This window comes from Streptococcus infantis (assembly GCF_047460825.1).
Classification (GTDB): Bacteria; Bacillota; Bacilli; order Lactobacillales; family Streptococcaceae; genus Streptococcus; species Streptococcus infantis_V.
Genome location: NZ_JASHFO010000056.1, coordinates 1 through 3,021 on the forward strand (window position 1 = coordinate 1; position 3,021 = coordinate 3,021).

4 protein-coding genes are annotated in these 3,021 nt (G+C 34.7%); all 4 read left to right on the forward strand.

Annotated elements, in window-relative coordinates; all coding sequences use genetic code 11:
• Positions 1-222 precede the first annotated feature (222 nt).
• Positions 223-1,338, forward strand: a complete 1,116-nt coding sequence (gene msrB, locus QM911_RS09730) for a peptide-methionine (R)-S-oxide reductase MsrB (RefSeq protein ID WP_414313867.1) — start codon at positions 223-225, stop codon at positions 1,336-1,338.
• A gap of 278 nt (positions 1,339-1,616) precedes the next feature.
• Complete coding sequence (locus QM911_RS09735) at positions 1,617-2,108, forward strand: hypothetical protein (protein WP_414313868.1); 492 nt, start codon at positions 1,617-1,619, stop codon at positions 2,106-2,108.
• A 67-nt stretch (positions 2,109-2,175) separates the two neighbouring features.
• On the forward strand, positions 2,176-2,652 hold the full coding sequence (locus QM911_RS09740; RefSeq protein ID WP_247912665.1) for a DUF2975 domain-containing protein: 477 nt from the start codon (positions 2,176-2,178) through the stop codon (positions 2,650-2,652).
• A gap of 17 nt (positions 2,653-2,669) precedes the next feature.
• Positions 2,670-2,873 (forward strand): helix-turn-helix domain-containing protein, encoded by a 204-nt coding sequence (locus tag QM911_RS09745; RefSeq protein ID WP_004252288.1) that lies wholly within the window; start codon positions 2,670-2,672, stop codon positions 2,871-2,873.
• Positions 2,874-3,021: the final 148 nt, after the last annotated feature.

Genomic DNA, 3,021 nt, shown 5'->3' on the forward strand with positions numbered 1-3,021 from the left:
ATTCACCAGATTTGAATCCCATTGAGCAAGCTTGGGCTGTCTTGAAAAAGAAAGTGACAGATTTATTAAGGGAAGTCCCAAATATCTTTGAATGTTTAGAGTGCTTTTTTAAAACTAAATGACTATATCGATAAAGAAGGCAAACTAGTCAAGACCCAGCCAGGTTTTATGGACAAGGAAACTATTTTAGAGACGCTAAAAAGCATAGATTAGAGGCTCATCATGAATGATAAATTAAAAATAATTGTATTCATTGGAATCATCATTTGCATTATTATTGGAATTTTATTTCTTTTGGAAAAAAGGAGCGCAAGCTACACAGATACCACTCAAATCGAGAAGGCAGCAGTTAGTCAAGGACAAAAGACCAAGAAAAAAACTGATTCAAGTAAAGATGCTGACTTACATGATATCTATCTAGCGGGAGGTTGTTTCTGGGGAGTAGAAGAGTATTTTTCACGAGTAGCAGGTGTGACAGATGCTGTTTCTGGCTATGCAAATGGTAGAGGAGAAACAACCCAGTATGAATTGATCGGCCAAACTGGGCATGCTGAGACTGTTCATGTGACCTATGATGCCAATCAAATCTCTCTAAAAGAAATCTTGCTCCATTATTTCCGCATTATCAATCCAACCAGTAAGAATAAGCAGGGAAATGATGTGGGGACTCAGTACAGAACAGGAGTCTACTATACAGATGAGAAAGATTTAGAAGTCATCAATCAAGTTTTTGACCAAGTTTCTAAGAAGTACGACCAACCTCTAGCGGTTGAAAAGGAAGCCTTAAGAAACTTTATTGTGGCTGAGGACTACCACCAAGATTATCTCCAGAAAAACCCTAACGGCTATTGCCATATCAATGTCAATCAAGCAGCCTATCCTGTTATTGATGCTAGTCAATATCCAAAACCGAGCGACGATGAATTGAAAAAACTCCTGTCTCCTGAGGAGTATGCAGTGACTCAAAATAGTCAAACAGAACGGGCCTTTTCAAATCGTTACTGGGATAAATTTGAAGCAGGTATTTATGTAGATGTAGCAACTGGAGAACCTCTCTTTTCTTCGAAAGATAAATTTGAATCGGGTTGTGGTTGGCCAAGTTTTACCCAACCTATCAGTCCAGATGTTGCGACCTACAAGGAAGACAAGTCTTATAATATGGTCAGAACAGAAGTCAGAAGCCGAACTGGGAATTCTCACTTAGGACACGTCTTTACAGACGGACCAAAAGACAAGGGAGGGTTGCGCTATTGTATCAATAGCCTCTCCATCCGTTTTATTCCAAAGGATCAAATGGAAGAAAAAGGGTACGGTTATTTGTTGGATTATGTTGAGTGAACATGATATTCTTAAAAAGAGTTTACTAAAAATGTTTTAGATTCATATTTGATTTTTTTAGAAGTGTTGACTTTAATATTTGAAGTCTAATTGCTCTTAAATAAAGATATTTTTAAATAAAAGAAAAAAATTATCAAAAAACGATAAAAAAGTGTTGCATTTCAAAAAAATTATGCTATACTAGATATATCGAAAAACGATAATAAGTTTTCGAGTAGTAACAAAAAGAGCTCATTTGTTGCTAAAACTAAAAATATTTTATAATAGAGGAAATCATCATGAAAAAAACTACATCAACTAAAATCGTAAACGTTACTAAATCACTTGTTACATTAGGCTCTAGTTTCGGAATCTTTACTCTCAGTTTCCTTAGCATCTCATCTTTAGTTCTTCTCCTTGGTCAATTTGATATCAGCCAACTAATGCCTGAAGGTGGAGAGGTAACAATGTCAGGCTACGAAGCGTGGGGAGGGGTTAATGCCTTTGTTCTAACCTTTGTTGCTGGTAATACACTTCTGACTTATGGCCTTATCAAATTAAAACAGTTTGCTAAGAACTTTAAAGAAAGCGATCTTTTTGAAGATACAACCATTTCATTCTTGAAAAAGGGTGCAGTTTTAATGGCAGTAGTAGGAGCAATCCAAGGTGTTACAGAACTTATTCTTAATCCAGCTCATATTATTTTTAACTTCTCGATTGCAGCATTTTTGTTTATTGCTAGCTTAGTTCTTGCTTCTATCAAGAATCAATTTTCAAATAAAGTAGCATAAGACATGCACGTAAAACTTACTAATATTGTATAATATAGTAGAGATTAGAAACGAGGTTTTGAAATTAATGTCTAAGAAAAATTCCTACTTACCATTTGCTTTAGGTTTTATTAATATCCTACTTTTTATCTTGGGAGTATCTTTAGTTATATCCATCCTTTTAACAGTTTTCAATGTAACTGAGATTAGCCTATTTAACCTTGGGACTATTTCCTTAAAACCTGATATGGTGAATACTTCAATACTAGTGAGTGCTTTGTCCTTTATCAATAGCTTTATCATTCTGTTTGTACTATTCTGTGTTAGACAGTTCTTCCAAAATATTATTCATGAACAGATTTTTACAAGTCATAATGTCAAACTTGCTAATCGTATTTCTCTTTCTCTCTTTATTGCCTCATTTCTAGGAGATGGTATTTTGACACTCAATGGTTATTCATTCTTAAATATAACATTCATGGTTACTGCTCTCGTTGTTTGGACAATTGGAAAAGTCCTTGAAAAAGCAAACGAAATTGCAGAAGAAAATGAGTTTACAATTTAGAGAAAGGAGATTATACCGTGATTGTCATTAATCTAGATGTCGAATTAGCAAAGAAAAAAATGCGTTCAGGAGATTTAGCAGAACGTGTAGGTATTACTCCCGCAAATCTTTCAATACTGAAAACAGGTAAGGCCAAAGCTATACGTTTTTCAACGCTAGAAGCCATTTGTAAAGAACTGGGGTGCCAGCCAGGTGATATATTGGAATATGTGCCAGATTAAAAAAGTGGTTCAGCATAAGCTCAATGTCATTAAGTTAGTAATCTAACTATTTGAATAGGAGATAGGATTGAGATCATCAAAGTGATTCTCTATCCTATCTTCTATTTTTTTGCATGACAAATAAAGGTTTTTTCACCCTATTTTTTGA

Bases quoted from the DNA above. Each gene is read 5' to 3' on its own strand.
- msrB (WP_414313867.1), top strand. From the start codon at position 223: ATGAATGATAAATTAAAAATAATTGTATTCATTGGAATCATCATTTGC.
- QM911_RS09735 (WP_414313868.1), top strand. From the start codon at position 1,617: ATGAAAAAAACTACATCAACTAAAATCGTAAACGTTACTAAATCACTT.
- QM911_RS09740 (WP_247912665.1), top strand. From the start codon at position 2,176: ATGTCTAAGAAAAATTCCTACTTACCATTTGCTTTAGGTTTTATTAAT.